Below are 20230 nucleotides of genomic sequence, written 5' to 3' on the forward strand. Positions count from 1 at the left end.
TAAAATCGCTTGCAATTAAATAGCGCACGATATATATTGAGCACATGGACGCCGGCAATCGCTTCTTCAGACGGGCATCCTGGGGCGCCAGCCCGCGAAGCAAGTAGCACACTATTTAGTCGTTAACTATTTAATCAACTCAAGGAAAACCATCATGTCGATCAAACAAGTCCTGTACCGCGCTCAAGCTACCGCCACCGGAGGCCGCGAAGGCCGTGCCGTATCGTCCGACAATGTGCTGGACGTCAAGCTGACCACGCCGAAAGAACTGGGCGGCAATGGCGCCGTGGGCACCAATCCGGAACAACTGTTCGCCGCCGGCTACTCGGCCTGCTTCATCGGCGCCATGAAATTCGTTGGCGGCCGCGACAAGATCGCCCTGCCGGCAGACCTGTCCATCGAAGGCAACGTCGGCATCGGCGCCATCGACACGGGCTTCGGCATCGAAGTGGAACTGAAAATTTCGCTGCCGGGCATGGACCGCGCCGCCGCCGAAGCGCTGGTCGCCGCCGCCCACATCGTGTGCCCCTACTCGAATGCCACGCGCGGCAACATCGACGTCACCCTGACGATCGTGTAATAGAACACGCGGCCCTGCGCCCGTTGCACATCCCCGGCCGCGCCCTGGCGCCGCCGGGGATGTTGCGTTAACGTTGCGTTAACACAGCGCCTGCAGCAGCTGGTCCGCCAGGGCCGGCGCCGAGGCGGGATTCTGTCCCGTGATCAGTTCGCGGTCGACCACCACGTTGCTGCTCCACGGCGCCTGGTTCTGCACATATTGCGCACCGGCCGCCTGCAAGCCCGACTGCGGATAGAACTTCATCGTGCCGCCGCCGAGCGCGCCCTGCGCCGCCGCCTCTTCCTGGTTGCTGATCACCGTCATGCGGTAACCGCTGTAGATCCAGCCGGCCGGCGTTGGCGGCGTCTGGCCCGCCTCCAGCGCGGCCGCAAATGCCCCCGCCTGCGGCAGGGCCGACAGCAGGGCGATGGGGCCGTGGCACAGCAGCGCCGTCGGCTTGCCGTCCGCATGGAACTGGCGCAGCAAGGCGCCCAGGCTGGCATCCTTCAACAAGTCCTGCATGGGCGCGTGGCCGCCCGGCACCAGCACGGCCGCATAGTGGCCATGGCCGATCTGCTCCACCCGTTTCAGGCTGATCACGGGCGAGCGGCCCGGCACCGTCAGCGCCAGCTGGTCCAGCAAGGCCTTGTGCGCCGCGTGGGCGAGCTGGCCGAGGGCCTGGCCGATTTCATGGCCGAGTCGCCGGCCTTGCGCCCGGACATTGACCTGGAAGATGCATACGTGGACCTGGCGGCCGCCAACTACGACCTGGGTTTTCGCGTCACCACGGCGCTCACCGATTCGAGCTATGTGGCGCGCCACATCCACGACTACCGCCTGCACATCTGCTGCGCGCCCGCCTACCTGGCACGCCACGCTCCCCTGCTGGCCCCCACGGACCTGACACGCCATTGCTGCTTCATCTACAGCCACGCCCTGTTCGGCAGCCGCTGGCCGCTGCGCCATGCGGGGCCGCACAGCGACATCGAAGTGCCGAACTGGGTGCGCACGAATAACACCCTGTTCATGCGCAGCCTGATCCTGCAGGGCCTGGGCATCGGCATCCTGCCCACCTTTGTCTGCCGCGAAGAACTGGCCAGCGGCGCGCTGGTCGAGCTGTTTCCCGACATCCAGCGTCCCAGCCTGGCGCTGTTTGCCATCTACCCGTCGCGCCAGCTGGTGGCGCCCCGCGTGACGCGCTGCATCGAGCACCTGAAGCAGTGGTATGCGCAGCGCTATCCCGCGCCGGCGGCGTGAAGCCGGTAAAATCATGGCCACTCTCAATCAAGGATGAACCATGATCAGCTGGCAATGGAACACGTTCGACGAACTCGGCCCCCACGATTTGTACCAGGTGCTGGCCTTGCGCCAGCGCGTGTTCGTCATCGAACAGCAGTGCATTTACCCGGACCTCGATGGACATGACCAGCCAGCCATGCACTTGCTGGGCTGGCAGACGGCCGGCGGCCAGCGCCAGCTGGCGGCGTACCTGCGCGTGCTGGCGCCCGGCGCCAAGTATGAGGAAATGTCGCTGGGCCGCGTGCTGACGGCGCCCGAGGCGCGCACCACGGGCGCCGGCCGGCAACTGCTGGCGGAAGGCATCGCGCGGGCCGAGCGCCAGCACCCGGGCCACGCCATCCGCATCGGCGCGCAGCAGTACCTGGAGCGCTTCTACCAGTCGTTCGGCTTTGTCACCGTCAGCGCGCCCTACGATGAAGACGGCATACAGCACATCGACATGCTGCGTGCCGTGGCGGCGGGCACGGCGGCATGACGACGGCCCTGATTTCCTGGAGCGGCGGCAAGGATTCCTGCCTGGCCCTGTGGCGCGCGCGCAACGCCGGCCTGCGCGTGCCGCTGCTGGTCACGGCCATGGATGAAGATGGCCGCAAATCGCGCTCGCACGGCGTGCCGCCCGAATTGCTCGAAGCGCAGGCGGCCAGCCTGGGTGCGCGCCTGCAGCGCTATCACGCCAGCTGGGCCAGCTACGAGGAAAAATTCATCGCCATGCTGCGCGCGGCGAAGGACGAAGGCATCGCCCACGCCATCTTCGGCGACATCGACCTGCAGCCGCACCGCGACTGGGAAGAAAAGGTCTGCGCCGCGGCCGGCCTGACGGCGCATCTGCCCCTGTGGGGAGAGGCGCGGCGCGCGCTGGTCGACGAATTTCTCGCCGCCGGCTTCAAGGCCATCGTCGTGTGCATCAATGGCCGGCACCTGCCGCGCGAATTTTGCGGGCGCGAATTCGACGCCGCCTTCCTGGCCGACCTGCCGCCCGGCGTCGATGCCTGCGGTGAAAACGGCGAATTCCACACCTTCGTCTACGACGGTCCCGCCTTCAGCGCACCGGTGGCGCTGCGCCGCACGCAGGTGCTGCAATACGACGCGCCAGCCGACTTGGGCGGCGCCACCTATTACTTCCAGGAGCTGGCGCCGGCCTGACGGCGCCTGTCCTCCAAAGCAAAAAGGGCGATTCCGTGGAATCGCCCTTTGTCACGCTACCCTGTGCGCGCTTACTTTTTCGTCACATTGACCAGCGTGATGTCGAACACCAGGCCGGCGTAGGCCGGGATCACCACGGCGCCCGTCACGGGGTCGCGGGAGCCGCTGACACCATAGCCCAGGTCATACGGTATGAGCAGGCGGCGCGTGCCGCCCACCTGCATGCCGACCAGGCCGCGGTCCCAGCCCAGGATCATTTTGCCTATGCCCAAGGGAAACTCGAAACCGGTGAGCGCGGGAGATGCATCGAACTGCTTGCCCTTGTTGTCCGGCTTGGTCGCGTCATACAGCCAGCCCGTGTAGGTCACCAGCAGGGTATCGCCGGCCGCCGCCGCCGTGCCGGTGCCGACCACCGGATTGGTAATGGTGAGCTCTTTCACCTGTGTATTCGGGTCCAGCACGACCGGCTTCTCGGTATTGGCAGCAGCACCGCAGGCGGTCAGGGCCACGGCGCAAGCGAGCGTGGCGATCAATTGAAATACCGATTTCATGGTTTCCCTTTAAATATTGGTGTGTGGCTAAGGCCCGTACGGTGCGGACCGGTACGGGCTGGAGTTTAACAGGAGTCGCCGGCCCCGTTTGTAAGCAGACGTAAGCGCGGCGATAAATTTGTGCGTCAATGCAACATTGACATAATTATCACATTGTTTAAATTTCCACCTGCGTACCCAGTTCGATCACCCGGTTGCTGGGGATCTGATAGTAGTCGGCTGCCGTGCGCGCATTGCGCGACATGGTGACGAACAGGTGCTCGCGCCACGGCATCATGCCGGCGCCCGGCGTCGAGATGATGGTCTGGCGCGCGATGAAGAACGACGTTTCCATCATCTCGAAATCCAGGCCCTGCTGCGCGCATTGCGCCAGCGCCGCCGGAATGTCCGGTTCATCCTTGAAACCGTAATGCACATTGACCTGGTAGCACTGGTGGCCCAGGTCGACCACGCGCACGCGCTCCGATGGCGCCACCCACGGCTCTTCATGCATGAAGACGGTCAGGAAGATCACCCGTTCGTGCAGCACTTTGTTGTGCAACAGGTTATGCAGCAGCGCATGCGGCACGCCGTCCGTTTCGCCGCGCAGGAAGATGGCCGTGCCGGGCACGCGCAGCGGCGGCGCGATGAACAGCGAGGAAAGGAAGTCGTCGAGCGGAATCGCATGCTTTTCCAGGTTCTCGAACACCAGTTGGCGGCCCCGCTTCCAGGTCAGCATGATGATGAACAAGATCGAGCCCAGCAGCAGCGGGAACCAGCCGCCGTGAAACAGTTTCAGGGCGCTGGCCGAGAACAGGCTGACATCGATGATCAGGAAGAAACCGGTAGCGGCCCAGCACAGCAGCAAATTCATCTTCCAGCGGTAGCGGATGACGAAGAAGGTCAGGATGGTGGTGGCCAGCATGGTGGCCGTGACGGCGATGCCGTAGGCGGCGGCCAGCTTTTCCGACGAGCCGAAGCCGACGACGGCCATCAGCACGACGGCCAGCTGCAGCCAGTTGACGGCGGGAATGTAGATCTGCCCGATTTCGCTTTCCGACGTGTGGCGCACGCGCATGCGCGGCAAAAAGCCCAGCGCGATCGCTTGCTTGGTCATCGAGAAGGTGCCGGAAATGGTGGCCTGCGAGGCGATCACGGTGGCCATGGTCGACAGGATCACCAGCGGGTACACGCTCCAGGCGCCCAGCTGCTGGTAGAACGGATTGGAAATGGCTTCCGGATGCGCCAGCAGCAGGCCGCCCTGGCCCAGGTAGTTCAATGCCAGCGCGGGGAAGGCGATCAGGAACCAGGCCATGCGGATGGGCTTCTTGCCGAAGTGGCCCATGTCCGCGTACAGCGCCTCGGCGCCCGTCAGCGCCAGCACCACGGCGCCCAGCGACAGGAAGGCGATGCGGCCATTTTCCAACAGGAAAGCCACCGCGTGCAGGGGATTGACGGCGGCCAGGATGGCCGGCGACTTGATGATGTTGACCACGCCCATGCAGGCCAGCGCGACAAACCAGATCAGCATGACGGGGGCGAAGAAGCGGCCGATGCCGGCCGTGCCGTGCGATTGCACGGAATACAGGCCCACCAGCACGGCGATCGTCAGCCACACGACGTACGGGCTGAAGGCGGGCGTGGCCACTTCCAGGCCCTCGATGGCCGACAGCACGGAAATGGCCGGCGTGATCACGCTGTCGCCATAGAACAGGGTGGCGCCGAAGACGCCGATCACCATCAGCGGCACATGCCAGCGCGACGACTTGCTGACGGACGACAGTACCAGCGCCATCAGGGCCATGATGCCGCCCTCGCCGCGGTTGTCGGCGCGCAGCACCAGGGTCACGTACTTGAGGGAGACGATCAGGGTCAGGCCCCAGAAGATCAGCGAGACGATGCCCAGCAGGTTGTTATGCGTGACGGACAGGCCGTGGGTCGGGTCGAAGACCGTCTTCAGGGTGTACAGGGGACTGGTGCCGATATCGCCGTAGACGATGCCCACAGCAGCCAGCGTCAAGCCGACCAGGCTGCTTTTTTTGTGTTCCGACGTCAAGATTGCACCCGTTTTTGTTTTGTTGCATCGCACAATATGATAGGTATTAGCAAATAGCAAGAGTATTTTTGCATGGTTCCGGGCTGCCCCAAGGTCGTTGTTTTATGCCGCTCCGCGTTGCTGCGCGGACTTGCGGCCGTTGATTTGTTGCCATTCTACGCCTCGCCAGCGGCGCCGGGCAGCCCCCGGTGTTTTCAGCCATAATGACAGACTGTCTACTCTTTAGCGAACGCCATCATGAATCCAGGCATGCTCTACGCCTCCCTCGCCTTCCTGTGCTGGGGCCTGTTCCCCCTGTATTTCCATGCCATCGGCGAGATCGCGCCGCAGGAAATCCTGGCGCACCGCATGGTCTGGTCGCTATTGTTCCTGGGCATCGTGCTGACCGTGCGCCGCCAGTGGGGCTGGCTGGGCAGCCTGAGGAGCCAGCCGAAAGTGGTGGCCAGCTTCGTGGCCAGCGCGTTTTTGCTGTCCGCCAACTGGTTCATCTATATCTGGGCCGTCAACAACGGCCATGTGGTCGACGCCAGCCTCGGCTACTTCATTACGCCCCTGATCAACGTCATGCTGGGCTTCCTGCTGCTGCACGAGCGCCTGCGCCGCCTGCAGTGGCTGGCCATCGGCCTGGCCGCCTGCGGCGTGGCCTGGCTCACCTGGCAGGCGGGGCAGGTGCCGTGGATCGCCCTGCTGCTGGCCGCCACGTTCGGCGGCTATGGCTTGCTGCGCAAGACGGCCGCGCTGGGCGCGCTCGAGGGCCTGTCGTTTGAAACACTGATTTTATTTCCCCTGGCGCTGGCCTACATGCTGTGGCTGGCCTGGCATGGCCAGAGCGGCTTCGTCAATACAGATTCCACCGCCACGCGCGCCCTGCTGCTGGCGTCCGGCCCCATCACGGCCATTCCCCTGCTGCTGTTTGCCGCCGGCGCACGCCGCCTGCCGCTGGCCGTACTGGGTTTGCTGCAATATATCGCCCCCACGGGCCAGTTGCTGATCGGCGTGTGGGTCTTCCACGAATCCTTCACGCCCGAGCGCATGCTGGGCTTCCTCGTCATCTGGACGGCGCTGGCCCTGTATGCGGCCGAAGGGCTGTGGAACGGCCGCCGCGCCCGCTTGGCGGCGTAATCGCCTCTTTGCCCGGCCCGGCAGCGCGCAGCGCTGGCCGGAAGCGGGCGTTTACCGTATCCTGTCCGTCTTTGTATATCACCCGAGATTTCTAATGGCAAATTACGTCTACACCATGAATCGCGTGGGCAAAATCGTCCCGCCCAAGCGCCAGATTCTGAAAGATATTTCCCTGTCCTTCTTCCCAGGCGCGAAGATCGGCGTGCTGGGCCTGAACGGCTCCGGCAAATCGACCCTGCTGAAAATCATGGCAGGCATCGACACCGACATCCAGGGCGAAGCCGTGCCGATGCCGGGCCTGAACATCGGCTATCTGCCGCAGGAACCGCAGCTGGACCCGGAAAAGACCGTGCGCCAGGAAGTGGAATCGGGCCTGGGCGAAGTATTTGAAGCACAAGCCAAGCTGGAAGCCGTGTACGCCGCGTATGCCGAGGAAGACGCCGATTTCGACGCCCTGGCCACGGAACAGGCACGCCTGGAAGCGATCATCTCGACTTCCGACGGCGGCAATCTGAACCTGCAGCTGGAAATGGCCGCCGACGCGCTGCGCCTGCCGCCATGGGATGCCAGGATCGGCGTGCTGTCCGGCGGTGAAAAGCGCCGCGTGGCGCTGTGCAAGCTGCTGCTGTCGAAACCGGACATGCTGCTGCTCGACGAGCCGACCAACCATCTGGATGCGGAATCGGTCGACTGGCTGGAACAATTCCTGCTGCGCTTCCCCGGCACCGTGGTGGCCATCACCCATGACCGCTACTTCCTCGACAATGCGGCCGAGTGGATCCTGGAGCTGGACCGCGGCCACGGCATTCCATGGAAGGGCAATTACTCGACCTGGCTGGACCAGAAGCAAGCCCGCCTGAAACAGGAAGAGGCGACGGAATCGGCGCGCCAGAAGGCGCTGCAGAAGGAATTGGAATGGTCGCGCCAGAATCCGAAAGCGCGCCAGGCCAAGTCGAAAGCCCGCCTGGCCCGCTTCAACGAGCTGTCCGAGCACGAGTACCAGAAGCGCAACGAGACGCAGGAGATCTTCATTCCCGTGGCCGAACGCCTGGGCAATGAAGTCATCGAGTTCAAGAACGTGTCGAAAGCGTTCGGCGACCGCCTGCTGATCGATAACCTGAGCTTTACCGTGCCGCCAGGCGCCATCGTCGGCATTATCGGCCCCAACGGCGCCGGTAAATCGACCCTGTTCAAGATGATCACCGGCAAGGAAACGCCGGACAGCGGCGAAGTGGCCATCGGCCAGACGGCGCGCGTCTCCATCGTCGACCAGAACCGCGATTCGCTGGCCGACAACAAGTCCGTGTTTGAAGACGTGTCCGGCGGTGCCGACATGCTGACCGTGGGCCGCTTCGAAATGCCGTCGCGCGCCTACCTGGGCCGCTTCAACTTCAAGGGCTCGGACCAGCAAAAGCAAGTGGGCAACCTGTCCGGCGGTGAACGCGGACGTCTGCACCTGGCAAAAACCTTGCTGATGGGCGGCAACGTCCTGCTGCTCGATGAACCGTCGAACGATCTGGACGTGGAAACCTTGCGCGCGCTGGAAGACGCCCTGCTGGAATTTGCCGGCAGCGTCATGGTCATTTCGCATGACCGCTGGTTCCTCGACCGTATCGCCACGCACATCCTGGCGTTCGAAGGCAACTCGCAAGTGACCTTCTTTGACGGCAACTATCAAGAATACGAAGCCGACAAGAAGAAACGCCTGGGTGAAGAAGGCGCGAAACCAAAACGTATCCGCTACAAGCCGCTGACCACGTAATTTCGGTCCGGCAATGCAAAAAGGCAGTTACCTCGCGGTAACTGCCTTTTTTTTCAGCACACTTCTAAGTGATTAGAAATTGTAGCGTGCGCCCAGTGCCAGGCCCGTCGCCTTGCGGCCCTGGTCGGCGCTCTTGCCGAAGTGTTCCACTTCCGCCGTCAGCGAGACTTTCTCGTTGATCGCGTACTGGGCACCGACGGATGCGTACACGCCTGTCTTGTCGTTGCCGCTGATGCCGGACGACAGACCCGTGCCGCTCAAGCTGTTCTTGACCTTGGCCACACCCAGCTTGCCGAACACGCCCACTTTGTCGCTCACCGGCATGGTGGCCTTGCCGGCCAGGTAGTAGCCGTGCGAATCGCTTTTCACGGAACCGTTGCCGGCGCCGGTGACATAGCTGTAATCCCTGCTGCCGAAATCGGCATAGCCGCCTTCGATTGCCCAGGTTTTATCGAAATCGTAACCGGCGAAGACCTTGGCGCCTGCCTTGTAGCCGCTGTGATTATCGGCGCTGGTGGCGCCAGGAATATCGAAGTTGTAACGGTTGCCCGTGATGCCGGCACCCACATAGGCGCCTTCGGCGTGTGCGGCGCTCATGCCGGTCAGTGCGGTGGCCGTGGCGATCATTGCAAACAGGATTTTCTTCTTCATCATGTTCTCTCTTTCAATTAGTGAATGGTGCCTGGATTCGCAGTTCAGCGAAGTGCGATGACTACACAATAACAGCCGAAAAAATCTACGTCTTTCTCCATTCCGTAAGAACTGTGACAAGATGTAAGCGGAAATTTCAAACTGACAATAAAGCAAAGATGCGCACCGTTGAGCGAACTTAAGATAGACTTAAGAACATTAGCGATTTTCAGTTCAAAGGAGAAGTGCATGCACAAACGCCAGTTTCTCGCCGCAGCCATGGCTGCCGCGGCCGTGCCCGCCATTGCCCGGGCCGCGCCCGCCGCCGCCGGCCTGCGCGGCCCGGCCCTGCTGACCATCACGGGCAGCGTCGACAAGCCCAACCGGGGGCCGTTCGACGCCGTGCGCGACCAGATGATGCACAAGCAAAAAATCAGCTTTGAGCGGGCGCGGGCATTCGACTTTGCGGCGCTGGCGAACTTGCCGGCACGCACCATCCACCCCACCCTGGAATACGACGGCAAGGCGCATGCCCTGCGCGGGCCGCTGCTGGTCGATGTGTTGAAGGTAGCGGGCGCCCCGGACGATAGCGAGGTGCGCCTGCTGCTGCGCGCCGTGGACGGCTACGCGGCGGCGCTGACCGTGGCGCAGGCGCGCGCACAGCGTTTTATTGTCGCCACCCACCTGGATGGACAGGCGATGGCGCTGGGCGGCCTGGGGCCCCTGTGGGCGATCCACGATGCGGACCGCATCGCAGCCGTGGCCGCACTGCCCCTGGCCGAACGCTTCGCCAGCTGCCCGTGGGCGCTGTATCACATCGGCGTGGAGGTTGGCTGACGCTGCTTAAAACGCCAAACAAAACCGTGGCGAGCGGCAGTGGGGCTCGGTGCCCCCGCTGGCCTGAGAAGCGGCGCTGTGCGCATGCACGGGCCGCCGAGGCAGTGGGCATCGGCGGCCGCAAAGCACGACGCGCAGCAGGTTGTGACAGGCGTTCAGGCGTAGGCTTCCGCCATCGACATGACGCGCGGCGCGATGGCGATGCCATGCTCCTCGAACAGGGCCGTGATGGCCGCCAGGTTGTGCGTGCACTCCTCGGTTTTCCAGCCCTTGAAGATATCCGTGCCATCTTTCTGGAAATGCAGGTCCAGCACCTTGCCCGAGTCCTTGTGCAGGTAGGGCGAACTATAGGTATTCTCGAAACCGAGCGCCTTCAATTGTCCCAGCAAGGCATGCGGTGGATGGTCGGGATCGGTGGCGAGGAAAATGCCGAAGGTCTTGCCCGGTGGTTTGGCGGCGATGTCGACCTCATAAATACCGGGGGCCTTGCTGACGGACGTACTCTTTAAAAATAACATACTACACTCCCAGCGCGTGGTGTCCTGCGCCTGAAACGGGCGGCAAGACAGGGGTGCTGCGCAATGATTCCCCTCGTTAAATCTTATTGCTAATTTGCATCTTTGTCGACAAATCGGCACTTTTATTTGGTAAGTCGTGGTTATCTGGTCGCGTTCGCCAGCGTAAATTATCAATAAAGCCAGTTATCATTGCGCCAATACCCGGCCTGCTGCATACTTTTGGCTTGCGTAAAGATTGCTTCAGCGCCAGGCGCCTGCGGCAAGACCTGCACGCCCTGGCCTGCCCACCCTCGTCTCCATGCGCCTTCTGTCGATCAAGTACCGCCTGCTCATCCTCCTGACCCTGATCCTGGGGGCGGGCTTCATGGCCACCAGCCTGGCCAGCTACCTGGCCTCGCGCCAGGCCATCGAGCATGGCATCGCCGACCAGACCTTGCCTTTGACGGGCGACAATATTTATTCCGAAATCCAGAAAGACATGCTGCGCCCCGTCTTCATCTCGTCGCTGATGGCGCACGACACCTTCGTGCGCGACTGGATACTCGCCGGCGAGCGCGACCCGGCGCAGATCGTGCGCTACCTGGCCGAAGTGAAGAAGAAATACGGCGCCATCACCAGCTTTCTCGTCTCGGACAAGAGCAGCAAATATTATTATGCCGAAGGCACGCTGAAATCCGTCAGCCCGCAAGCGACGCGCGACATCTGGTACTACCGCGTGCGCGCCATGGAAAACAGCGACTACGAAACCAATGTCGACGTGGACATGGCCAACCGCGACAGCATGACCATCTTCATCAACCACCGCGTGTACGACTACGACGGCCAGTTCATCGGTGCCACCGGCATCGGCCTGACCCTGGCCACCATGAGCCATATCATCGACCGCTACCAGGCGCGCTTCCACCGCAACATCTATTTTGTCGACGGCGCCGGCACCCTGGTGTTGGCAGGCAAGACCATGCGCAACGGGCACGGCAACATCCGCAGCCTGCCCGGCGTGACCGCCATTGCCGACCGGATCATCAACCAGCAGAGCGAACCGACGCACCTGTCGTACCAGCTGGGCCGCGCGCAAATCCTCGTCAATTCGCGCTTCATTCCCGAACTGGGCTGGTACCTGGTGGTCGAGCAGAATGTCAGCGACGAAGTCCAGTCGCTGCAGCGCGTATTCATCTTCAACCTGGCCATCAGCTTTGGCGTCACCCTGCTGGTACTGGTGCTGACCTTGCTGACGGTGAACCGCTACCAGCGCCGCATCGAGCGCATCGCCTCGACGGATGCGCTGACGGGGCTATTGAACCGCCAATCGCTGGAATTGCTGTTCCAGCGCGCCATGCTCCTGTCCAAGCGCACGGCGCAGCCGATGTCGGCCATCCTGTTCGACATCGATTTCTTCAAGCGCGTCAACGATACGCACGGCCACCTGTGGGGCGACAAGGTCATCCGTGGCGTGGCCGACGTGGCGCGCGCCACCGTGCGCGAAAGCGACGTCATCACGCGCTGGGGCGGCGAGGAATACCTGGTGCTGCTGAATAACTGCAGCCTGGCCAAGGCGGCGGAAGTGGCGGAAAACCTGCGCGCCGCCGTCGAGCAGCACGATTTCGGCCTGCCCGCGCCGCAGATACCCGTGACGATCAGCCTGGGCGTGACCGAGTACCGGCCCGACGAAAGCGAATCGGCGTTCTTTTCACGCGCCGACAGCGCCCTGTATCAGGCGAAACAGCAGGGACGCAACGGCGTGCACGCGAGCTAGCGCTCGGACTTGCGTTTGGCCAGCGCCTGCGTGGGCGCCACCAGTGCCCGGTACAACTCGCCCGTGGCGGCATCCCAGCCTTGCACCGCCTGCTGCTGGCGTTGCACGGTGGCCGAGTCGCCGCGGGCGATGGGTCCGGACAGCGCGGGCGCGGCGCCCAGGCGAAACACATTGGCCACCGCTTCCGTCACCAGGGGCTGCGCCAGTTCGCGCGCCACGGGTTCGGGAATCCCGGCCGCCTGGTAGGCGCGCAGCGCCGCATCGAGCACCGTCACCAGGTAATTGCTGGCAAATACGGCAGCGGCGTGATACAGGGTCTTGGCGGCCGGATCGATGGGCACGGGGCGCGCGCCGATGGCGTTCAAGGCCGGCGTGAGGAAGGCCAGCGCCAGCGCATCGCCTTCGACGCCGCAAAAGGTGCCGTCAAAAGTGGCCGCCACCTTCTGCGGGTCGGCAAAGCTGCGGATCGGGTGCGCGCTGGCCACCGAGGCGCCCGCCTGCGCGGCCGCCAGCAGCACGTTCGACGCCAGCGCGCCGCTGCAGTGAAACACGATGGCGCCCGCCTGCCGTCCCTCGGCCACCAGTGCCGTGCACGCGGGGCCGATCTGGTCGTCCGCCACGGCCAGCATGGTGACGTCGGCATGGCGCAAGGCCGCATAGTGCGCGACGGGCGTGCCGGCACCGATGAAATCGACGGCCGCCTGCGCCGACGCCATCGAGCGCGTCAGCACGTCCTGCACGGCGATACCGTCCACGCCGGCGAACAGACGGCCCAGCACGCGGCCCACATGGCCGGCGCCGATGATGTTGAGGGTGACGTTCATGGCGGCCTAGAAGCTGGAGCCGGGCTGGCGCAGGAATGCCGCTTCTTCCGGCGTGGAGGGCCGGCCCAGAATGGCATTACGGTGCGGGAAGCGGCCAAAGCGGGCGATTACTTCCTGGTGGCGCTCGGCATAATCGAGCATGCCGTCAAAGCCGGGCTGTGCCTGCGACAGCAGCTGGAACAATTCGACGGCGCGCGCCTGCATGGCCAGGTCTTCCGCATGTTCGAACGGCAGGTAGGCGAACGCGCGCAGCATGGGCGGCAGTTGCCGGTCCTGCCCTGCCTGCGTCAGGGCGACGGCCAGCGCCAGCGCCTGGGCGTCGCCGGCAAACGCGCGCGGCGTGCCCCGATAGACGTTGCGCGTGAATTGATCGAGCACGATGAGGCGCGCCAGCGCGCCGCGCGGCGTCGCTTCCCATTCGCGCAAGCCGCCCCCGATGGCCGCGTCGATCAGCGCGCCGAAACGCTCGCGTATCTGCGCGTCGTAGCCGTCATCCTTGCGGAACCATTCCATGCGCGACTGGCCATGGCCTGGCTTATCCGGCGGCAGGAACCAGAAATCGAGTACGTTTTGGGCCTGTGCGTCCATGTCCATCCTTTTCAGTTGCGCGCATGCGACAGCTGGAAGCCGGCGATGCCTTCGAAGGCGGCCAGTTCGGCCGACATGGCCGACAGGCTGGCGCCCGTATTCTTGCCATGCGCGATGGCGACAAAGCGCCACTCCTGCATGCCGTCCGTGCTGCCGATGGTCAGCGAGCCGCTGGCGATGTCATAACCGCGCTTGGCGGCCATGCGCCGCAGCGCATCTTCGCGCGGCATAAACCCCTGCTTGAAGCGCATGGTGATGGCCACCGCGTGGCGCGACGGCAGCCAGTTTTCCAGTTTTGACAGGAAAATCATCGCCATCGCGCACAGGAAGGCCAGGCCCATGGCCGACAAATAAAAGCCGATGCCGACCATGATGCCGATCACGGACGAAGCCCAGATCGAGGCGGCCGTCGTCAGGCCGCTGATATTGAAGCCTTCGCGCATGATGACGCCGGCGCCGAGAAAGCCCACGCCCGTGACGATGCCCTGGATGACGCGCGTGGGATCGCTGCCGACGATGGCGCCATGCCCGCCGTACCAGAACTCGGGATAGCCGCCCAGCACCGTCAGCGCGGCCGAGGCCATGCATACGAGGCTGTAGGTGCGCATGCCCGCCGCGCGCCCGTGATACGAGCGCTCGTAGCCCACCAGCAAGCCCAGCAGCAGCGCGCCCAGCAGGTTCAGCAGGATCACGCCATTCGTCGCCAGCTCGGCCGGCGACCAGTAGGCGCGCAGGAAGTCGATGGTCGGCATTTAGTCCTGGGGCTTTTTCGTCAGCTGCTTTTCAAACGCCACGTCAAGCTTGCTGACGCGGCGCGCCTTTTGCGGTCCCAGGCCATTGACGAAGGCGACAAAGGCGTCCAGTTCCAGCGGCGGGCACAAAGGCGGCAAGCCCGGGCCTTCCGTGAGAAAAAACAGTTCATCGCCCGTGCGCGCCATCGTGTAGAGGCGGTGGCCGGTGCGTTCCTTGAGCCGCTCGATGGCGGAGGTGGCGCGGGTCGAGCGCATCAGATGGCTCCCGTGCGCTGTTCCAGCCACGCCAGCGCGTCGCCCGCCAGGTGCGGCGACAAGCGCGCGCGCACGGTAGCGTGATAGTCGTTGAGCCAGGCCGCCTCGTCGTCGCGCAACAGCGCCCGCTCCACGCAGCGCGTGTCGATCGGGCACAGGGTCAGGGTTTCGAAGCGCAAAAATTCGCCGAAGGGCGTCGTCCCTGCCGGGACATTCAGCACCAGGTTCTCGATGCGGATGCCCCACTGGCCGGGGCGGTAGATGCCCGGCTCGACGGAGGTGATCATGCCCGGCTCCATGGCCGTCTGCGGCTCCGGCATGGCGGACTGCGAAATCGATTGCGGCCCTTCATGGACATTGAGGAAAAAGCCCACGCCATGGCCCGTGCCGTGGCCGAAGTCGATGCCCTCGGCCCACAGGGGCGCGCGGGCGATCGAATCGAGCATGGGCGACTTCACGCCGCGCGGGAACTGCGCGCGCGACAGGGCGATCATGCTGCGCAGGACCAGGGTGAAGTCGCGCCGGTGTTCGGCCGTGATCGTGCCGACGGGGACCACGCGCGTGATATCCGTGGTGCCTCCCAGGTACTGGCCGCCCGAATCGATCAGCAGCAAGCCGTCGCCTTCGATGGTCGCTTCCGTGCCCGCATGGGCGTGGTAATGCATGATGGCGCCGTGCGCATTGAAGCCGGCGATGGTGCCGAAACTGGGGCTGACAAAACCGGCGCGGCGTGCGCGCGCGGCCGTCAGGTGTTCGTCGACGCCGATTTCCGTCAGCGGCGCGCGCTGCGGGTCGGCCAGGGTGGCATCGAGCCAGCTGAAAAACTCGCACAGGGCCGCGCCATCCTGCTCCATGGCCGCCCGCACATGCGCCGCTTCGCTGTCCGTCTTGCGCGACTTGGCCAGGGTGGTCGGGTTGATGGCTTCCACCACGCGCACGCCATCGGGCACGGCCTGGCGCGTGCCGAACGTGATGCGGCGCGGGTCCAGCAGCAAGGTGGCGCCCGCAGGCAGGGCGGCCAGCACGGCCGCCGCGCGGTCATACGCGGCCACGTCCACGCCTTCGCTCTCCAGGGTGGCGCGCAGGGCGGCCGGCAGCTTGCCGTCGGCGACGAACAGGGTGGCGCGCTCCGGACCCACCAGCGCATGTGCGAGGAAGACGGGGTTGTAGTTGACGTCGGCGCCGCGCAGGTTGAACAGGTAGGCGATATCGTCGAGCGTGGAAATCACATGGTGGCTGGCGCCGTGGGCCGCCATGCCGGCCCGCAGGGCGTCCAGCTTCTGCGTGCGCGACAGGGCCGGATACGCGGCCGCGTGCTCGTACACGGGCGCGGCCGGCATGGCCGGACGCTGCGGCCAGACGGCGTTCAGCACATCGGTATCCGTGCGCAGGGTCACTTGCGCGCCCAGCGCCTGCTGCAGCAGGCGCGCATTGGCCAGGCCCAGCACGGCGCCATCGACGGCCACCGTCTGCCCCGGCTGCATGGTCTCGCCCAGCCAGTCGATATACAGCACGCTGGCGCCGGACGGGATCTTCTTCAGGACGATGCCGCTGCCGGCCAGTTCGTCTTCCGCCTGCTCCCAGTAGCGGCCATCGGTCCACACGCCGGCGAAATCCTGCGTGACGACCAGGGTGCCGACGGAACCCGTAAAGCCCGACAGCCACTCGCGGCCCTGCCAGCGGGCCGGCAGGTATTCGGACAAATGCGGATCGGCCGATGGCACGATGCAGGCGTCGATGTGCTGCGCGCGCATGGCGGCGCGCAGCTCGGTCAAACGGGAGGCGGGGGTACTCTGAACGGATGTCTGCATGGCGGCGAAAAGGTGCGGTGCTGGGAAGCGCCTATGATACCGCGATTAGCCGGGCGCTTGCAGGCTGTTCCGGCAGCGCGGCCTCATTCGGCGTCGTCGGCTTCATAGCGGCGCAAGCCATCGAGGTCCAGCACGCGGATGCCGCCGTAATCGAGGCGCAGCAAGCCTTTCTTTTCCAGTACCTGCAAGGCCTGGTTGGCGCGCTGGCGCGAGGAACCGGAAAGCAGGCCGATCTCCTCCTGCGACAGCTGCACCAGCGTTTCCACGCCCGGGTACAGGTGCGAGTTGAACATCGAGGCCAGGCAGCGCGCCACGCGCGTGTTCAGGTCCAGCAGGCGCTCGTTTTCCACCATGCCGATGAACTGCCCCAGGCGCTCGTTCAGCTGCATCAGCAGGAAGCGCGTAAACGGCAGACTCGTTTCCAGCAGCCAGTGGAAGGTGGTGCCGGGCAGGCGCGCCACGCGCGTGTCGCGCAGGGCCATGGTGTCGTATTTGCGGATTTCATTCTTCAGCAATGAACCTTCGCCGAACCAGCTGCCGGGCGGCACGCCGATGAAGGTCATGGCCTTGCCCGAGGCGGAAAAATTATTCATCTTGACCATGCCGCTGATGACGCCTATCCAGTTGTCCACCGGCTCGCCCTTGCGGCAGACAAAGCCGCCTTTCGACACGAAGGTTTCAAACACATCCGCCTCCACCCGGGCCATTTGCACGGGATCGAGCAGCTGCGCCCAGTTGGCCGCGCGCACGGCATCCTTGAGGCTGATATCAGGGTTGGTCATTGTGCGATGCACCATCGAAAAGTGGGTAAATGTCCCCGAAAAGACAACTCGGCAAACTAACGCAAGCTACTATCATTGCACAAACGCCTTACACATAAAAAACACAGAGCGCCATCCAACGAGGTGGGGCCTGAGACAAGCAACAGGGGGACACTGGTGCAAACGAATACCACAGCAACCATGCCGACTTTTCCGCGGCGCTTATTGCAACACGGGACAGCACGATCCGACAAGCCCGCATTTCGCGAAAAACACCTGGGCATCTGGCAAACCTGGACCTGGCATGAGGTCAACGACGAGGTGCGCGCACTGGCCTGCGGCCTGGCCGCCATCGGCTTCCAGCGCGGCATGAACCTGGCCATCATCGGCGACAACCGGCCCCGCCTGTACTGGGCCATGCTGGCCGCGCAAAGCCTGGGCGGCGTGCCCGTGCCGCTGTACCAGGACGCGCCGGCCGCCGACATGGCCTACGTGCTGCAGGACGCGGAAATCCGCTACGCCATCGTCGAAGACCAGGAGCAGGTCGACAAGCTGCTGGAACTGAAAAGCCTGTACCCGCACGTGGCCCACATCGCCTATGACGATGAACGGGGCATGCGCCATTACCGCCAGCCGGAGCTGACCTCCTTTGCCGCGCTGCAGGTGCTCGGCCGGGCCTACGACCGCGAACACCCGGGCTTTTATGACGCCGCCGTGGCGGCGGGCAGCGGCAGCGATTCGGCCGTGATCCTGTACACCTCGGGCACCACGGGCAAACCGAAGGGCGTGTGCCAGAGCCATACGGCGCTGCTGGCCGCCGGCGAAGGCGGCGTGGCCTTCGACAAGCTCACCGACGAGGAAGACATCCTGTCCTACCTGCCCATGGCGTGGGTGGGCGACTGCCTGTTCTCGCTGGCGCAGGCCATGGTGGCCGGCTTCACCGTCAACTGCCCCGAATCGGGCGACACGGTGATGATCGACATGCGCGAAATCGGTCCCACCTGCTACTTTGCGCCGCCGCGCGTGTTCGAGAACATGCTCACCAGCGTGATGATACGCATGGAAGACGCGAGCAGCATCAAGCGCCGCATGTTCAGCCATTTCATGGACGTGGCCAAGCGCTGCGGCGCGCAGATTTTGGATGGCAAGCCCGTGTCGCTGGCGGACCGCCTCAGCTACCAGCTGGGCGAACTGCTGGTCTATGGCCCCCTGAAAAACGTGCTGGGGCTGTCGCGCGTGCGCGTCGCCTACACGGCCGGCGCCGCCATCGGCCCCGACCTGTTCCGCTTCTACCGCTCCATCGGCGTCAATCTCAAGCAATTGTACGGTTCCACCGAAACCTGCGCCTATGTGTGCCTGCAGCCGGATGGCAATATCAAGTTCGACAGCGTGGGACTGCCCGCGCCTGGCGTGGAAGTCAAGCTGGCGCACAACGGCGAAGTGCTGGTGAAGTCGCCCGCCACCATGAGCGGCTACTTCAGGCGTCCCGATGCGACGGCAGAAGTGATCGATGCCGACGGCTACTTTCATACGGGCGACGCGGGCGTGTTCGACGGCGAAGGCCACCTGAAGATCATCGACCGCGCGGCCGACGTCGGCAAGATGAATTGCGGCGCCATGTTCGCGCCCAACTACATCGAAAACAAGCTCAAGTTCTTCCCCTTCATCAAGGAAGTGGTGGCCTTCGGCCATGCGCGCGACCAGGTCTGCGCCTTCATCAATATCGACATCGAAGCGGTGGGCAACTGGTCCGAACGGCGCGGCATCGCCTACTCCGGCTACACGGACCTGGCGGCGCGCGCCGAAACCTACGGCTTGATCCGCGACTGCATCGAGCAGGTCAACGCGGAACTGGCGGCCGACCCGCTGATGGACCGCACGCAGGTGCACCGCTTCCTCGTGCTGCACAAGGAACTCGACCCGGACGACGACGAGCTGACGCGCACGCGCAAGGTACGCCGCAAATTCATCGCCGAAAAATACGCGGTGCTCATTTCCGCCCTGTATGAGGGCAAGGCAACGCAATACATCGAGACCCAGGTGAAATTCGAGGACGGCCGCCTTGGCTCGACCAGCGCCGACCTGCAGATCTGGGACAGCAAAACGTACCGGCCCCAGGGCCTGGCCGCATGATGGAGCACAGCACGATGCAAATGAACGAACTCGACGCCCATTTCGGCACGGCCCGCAAGACGGGTCCCGTCATCCTCGACCTGAAGAACATCTCGCTGTCGTTCGGCGGCGTGAAGGCGCTGACCGACATCTCGTTCGACGTCAAGCAGCATGAAATCCGCGCCATCATCGGCCCGAACGGCGCGGGCAAAAGCTCGATGCTGAACGTGATCAATGGCGTGTACCGCCCGCAGCAGGGAGAAATCATCTACCGCGGCGAACACCGGCGCGGCATGGATTGCTATGCGGCCGCCAAGTCCGGCATCGCGCGCACCTTCCAGAACATCGCCCTGTTCAAAGGCATGACGGTACTCGACAACATCATGACGGGGCGTAACCTCAAAATGAAGTCGAATTTCCTGCTGCAAGCCCTGTACTGGGGACCGGCGCGGCGCGAGGAGATCGAACACCGCAAGAAGGCCGAGGAAATCATCGACTTCCTGGAAATCCAGGCCATCCGCAAGACACCCGTGGGGCGCCTGCCCTACGGCTTGCAAAAGCGCGTGGAACTGGGCCGCGCCCTCGTGGCCGAGCCGGAAATCCTGCTGCTGGACGAACCGATGGCCGGCATGAACGTGGAAGAAAAGCAGGACATGTGCCGCTTCATCCTCGACGTCAACGACCAGCTGGGCACGACCATCGTGCTGATCGAGCACGACATGGGCGTGGTGATGGATATCTCCGACCGCGTCGTGGTGCTCGACTACGGCAAGAAGATCGGCGACGGCACGCCCGACGAGGTGCGCAGCAACCAGGATGTCATCAACGCTTATTTAGGTGGTGTAGCCGGGAATTCAGGCAGCACGCTGCCTGCCGGCGAAACGACCTGCCCGTAATCGGGCAGGGCTACGCGCAACC

The 20230-nt window shown here is 64.1% G+C and carries 21 protein-coding genes; 10 read left to right on the forward strand and 11 right to left on the reverse strand.

Features of this window, described 5'->3' with window-relative positions:
• The first annotated feature begins 154 nt into the window (after positions 1 to 154).
• Entirely contained in the window at positions 155 to 580 is a 426-nt protein-coding gene (locus GCN74_RS16060; RefSeq protein WP_152257608.1) for an organic hydroperoxide resistance protein, read from the forward strand.
• 78 nt (positions 581 to 658) lie between these two features.
• Here the strand turns inward: GCN74_RS16060 and GCN74_RS16065 are convergent, their stop codons facing one another.
• The gene (locus GCN74_RS16065; protein ID WP_226939075.1) at positions 659 to 1201 is read right to left on the reverse strand and encodes a type 1 glutamine amidotransferase domain-containing protein; all 543 of its coding nucleotides are present in this window, start codon (positions 1199 to 1201) and stop codon (positions 659 to 661) included.
• Positions 1202 to 1207: 6 nt separating this feature from the next.
• Here GCN74_RS16065 and GCN74_RS16070 point away from each other — a divergent pair, with 6 nt between their 5' ends.
• From GCN74_RS16070 to GCN74_RS16080, 3 genes are read left to right on the forward strand one after another with little or no spacing between them, the layout of a single operon-like run.
• Positions 1208 to 1816: a substrate binding domain-containing protein gene (locus GCN74_RS16070; RefSeq protein WP_226939076.1), complete on the forward strand. Its 609-nt coding sequence runs from the start codon at positions 1208 to 1210 to the stop codon at positions 1814 to 1816.
• Between the two features lie 40 nt (positions 1817 to 1856).
• Positions 1857 to 2333, forward strand: a complete 477-nt coding sequence (locus GCN74_RS16075; RefSeq protein ID WP_152257610.1) for a GNAT family N-acetyltransferase — start codon at positions 1857 to 1859, stop codon at positions 2331 to 2333.
• Entirely contained in the window at positions 2330 to 3001 is a 672-nt protein-coding gene (locus GCN74_RS16080; RefSeq protein WP_152257611.1) for a diphthine--ammonia ligase, read from the forward strand. The genes GCN74_RS16075 and GCN74_RS16080 overlap by 4 nt, the downstream gene beginning before the upstream one ends.
• 71 nt (positions 3002 to 3072) lie before the next feature.
• Here the strand turns inward: GCN74_RS16080 and GCN74_RS16085 are convergent, their stop codons facing one another.
• Complete coding sequence (locus tag GCN74_RS16085) at positions 3073 to 3552, reverse strand: FKBP-type peptidyl-prolyl cis-trans isomerase (RefSeq protein WP_152257612.1); 480 nt, start codon at positions 3550 to 3552, stop codon at positions 3073 to 3075.
• 157 nt (positions 3553 to 3709) lie between these two features.
• Positions 3710 to 5587 carry a potassium transporter Kup gene (locus GCN74_RS16090; RefSeq protein WP_152257613.1) on the reverse strand — a complete coding sequence of 626 codons (1878 nt, stop codon included), beginning with the start codon at positions 5585 to 5587 and terminating at the stop codon, positions 3710 to 3712.
• A gap of 237 nt (positions 5588 to 5824) precedes the next feature.
• On the opposite strand from GCN74_RS16090, the gene rarD reads away from it, so the two are divergent.
• Positions 5825 to 6709, forward strand: coding sequence for an EamA family transporter RarD (gene rarD, locus GCN74_RS16095; protein WP_152257614.1), 885 nt, complete (start codon positions 5825 to 5827; stop codon positions 6707 to 6709).
• 94 nt (positions 6710 to 6803) lie between these two features.
• The gene (gene ettA / locus GCN74_RS16100) at positions 6804 to 8471 is read left to right on the forward strand and encodes an energy-dependent translational throttle protein EttA (RefSeq protein WP_152257615.1); all 1668 of its coding nucleotides are present in this window, start codon (positions 6804 to 6806) and stop codon (positions 8469 to 8471) included.
• Positions 8472 to 8543: 72 nt separating this feature from the next.
• Here ettA and GCN74_RS16105 read toward each other — a convergent pair whose 3' ends face one another.
• Complete coding sequence (locus tag GCN74_RS16105) at positions 8544 to 9125, reverse strand: porin family protein (protein WP_152257616.1); 582 nt, start codon at positions 9123 to 9125, stop codon at positions 8544 to 8546.
• Between the two features lie 225 nt (positions 9126 to 9350).
• On the opposite strand from GCN74_RS16105, the gene GCN74_RS16110 reads away from it, so the two are divergent.
• Entirely contained in the window at positions 9351 to 9938 is a 588-nt protein-coding gene (locus GCN74_RS16110; protein ID WP_152257617.1) for a molybdopterin-dependent oxidoreductase, read from the forward strand.
• 155 nt (positions 9939 to 10093) lie between these two features.
• Here GCN74_RS16110 and GCN74_RS16115 read toward each other — a convergent pair whose 3' ends face one another.
• The gene (locus tag GCN74_RS16115) at positions 10094 to 10456 is read right to left on the reverse strand and encodes a hypothetical protein (protein ID WP_152257618.1); all 363 of its coding nucleotides are present in this window, start codon (positions 10454 to 10456) and stop codon (positions 10094 to 10096) included.
• Between the two features lie 298 nt (positions 10457 to 10754).
• On the opposite strand from GCN74_RS16115, the gene GCN74_RS16120 reads away from it, so the two are divergent.
• Positions 10755 to 12209 carry a sensor domain-containing diguanylate cyclase gene (locus GCN74_RS16120; protein WP_152257619.1) on the forward strand — a complete coding sequence of 485 codons (1455 nt, stop codon included), beginning with the start codon at positions 10755 to 10757 and terminating at the stop codon, positions 12207 to 12209.
• On the opposite strand, the gene GCN74_RS16125 is transcribed toward GCN74_RS16120, so the two are convergent.
• From GCN74_RS16125 to GCN74_RS16150, 6 genes are all read right to left on the reverse strand, one after another.
• The gene (locus GCN74_RS16125; RefSeq protein ID WP_152257620.1) at positions 12206 to 13033 is read right to left on the reverse strand and encodes a Rossmann-like and DUF2520 domain-containing protein; all 828 of its coding nucleotides are present in this window, start codon (positions 13031 to 13033) and stop codon (positions 12206 to 12208) included. The genes GCN74_RS16120 and GCN74_RS16125 overlap by 4 nt on opposite strands.
• A 6-nt stretch (positions 13034 to 13039) precedes the next feature.
• Positions 13040 to 13627 (reverse strand): DUF924 family protein, encoded by a 588-nt coding sequence (locus tag GCN74_RS16130; RefSeq protein WP_152257621.1) that lies wholly within the window; start codon positions 13625 to 13627, stop codon positions 13040 to 13042.
• Between the two features lie 5 nt (positions 13628 to 13632).
• Positions 13633 to 14373, reverse strand: coding sequence for an MgtC/SapB family protein (locus tag GCN74_RS16135; RefSeq protein ID WP_152257622.1), 741 nt, complete (start codon positions 14371 to 14373; stop codon positions 13633 to 13635).
• Positions 14374 to 14628, reverse strand: coding sequence for a hypothetical protein (locus tag GCN74_RS16140; protein WP_077398459.1), 255 nt, complete (start codon positions 14626 to 14628; stop codon positions 14374 to 14376).
• Positions 14628 to 16439: an aminopeptidase P family protein gene (locus tag GCN74_RS16145; protein WP_152257623.1), complete on the reverse strand. Its 1812-nt coding sequence runs from the start codon at positions 16437 to 16439 to the stop codon at positions 14628 to 14630. The genes GCN74_RS16140 and GCN74_RS16145 overlap by 1 nt, the downstream gene beginning before the upstream one ends.
• 83 nt (positions 16440 to 16522) lie before the next feature.
• Positions 16523 to 17221: a Crp/Fnr family transcriptional regulator gene (locus GCN74_RS16150; RefSeq protein ID WP_152257624.1), complete on the reverse strand. Its 699-nt coding sequence runs from the start codon at positions 17219 to 17221 to the stop codon at positions 16523 to 16525.
• Between the two features lie 180 nt (positions 17222 to 17401).
• On the opposite strand from GCN74_RS16150, the gene GCN74_RS16155 reads away from it, so the two are divergent.
• Together GCN74_RS16155 and GCN74_RS16160 are read left to right on the forward strand one after the other, a co-directional pair.
• On the forward strand, positions 17402 to 19333 hold the full coding sequence (locus tag GCN74_RS16155) for an AMP-binding protein (RefSeq protein WP_152257625.1): 1932 nt from the start codon (positions 17402 to 17404) through the stop codon (positions 19331 to 19333).
• A 14-nt stretch (positions 19334 to 19347) separates the two neighbouring features.
• Complete coding sequence (locus GCN74_RS16160) at positions 19348 to 20208, forward strand: ABC transporter ATP-binding protein (RefSeq protein ID WP_226939077.1); 861 nt, start codon at positions 19348 to 19350, stop codon at positions 20206 to 20208.
• Positions 20209 to 20230 lie beyond the last annotated feature (22 nt).

It is taken from the genome of Janthinobacterium sp. FT14W (assembly GCF_009208755.1).
GTDB classification, from domain to species: domain Bacteria; phylum Pseudomonadota; class Gammaproteobacteria; order Burkholderiales; family Burkholderiaceae_D; genus Janthinobacterium; species Janthinobacterium violaceinigrum.